Annotated in this window: 1 protein-coding gene; it reads right to left on the reverse strand. The window is 40.2% G+C overall.

All coding sequences use genetic code 11. The features are described 5' to 3' along the window. A partial coding sequence (locus F0L74_RS34880) for a hypothetical protein (protein WP_213087200.1) occupies positions 1-223 on the reverse strand: 223 nt, incomplete at its 3' end. Positions 224-239 lie beyond the last annotated feature (16 nt).

Here is a 239-nt window from a genome sequence, read left to right on the forward strand (position 1 = left end):
GGGAAATTATATTAGGCGCGCTCGTTTCAGCTATGATTTCCGCTTGTAAATGTCTGAATAGATCAGCAATTTTCTGAATTATATCCGTTTTGTTTTGAAGTTCTCTGATGGCGTTCCTTCGACGCTCATTCCGGTCGGCATCTGATTGACGAGTCGGTTTACCTTTGGTTTTGGTCATAAAATACAACTGGTCTTCAATGTAAGTTGCGACGAATTCTAACATACTCAGGATATTTGTG

Source organism: Chitinophaga agrisoli (assembly GCF_008386695.1).
Taxonomy (GTDB): Bacteria; Bacteroidota; Bacteroidia; order Chitinophagales; family Chitinophagaceae; genus Chitinophaga; species Chitinophaga agrisoli.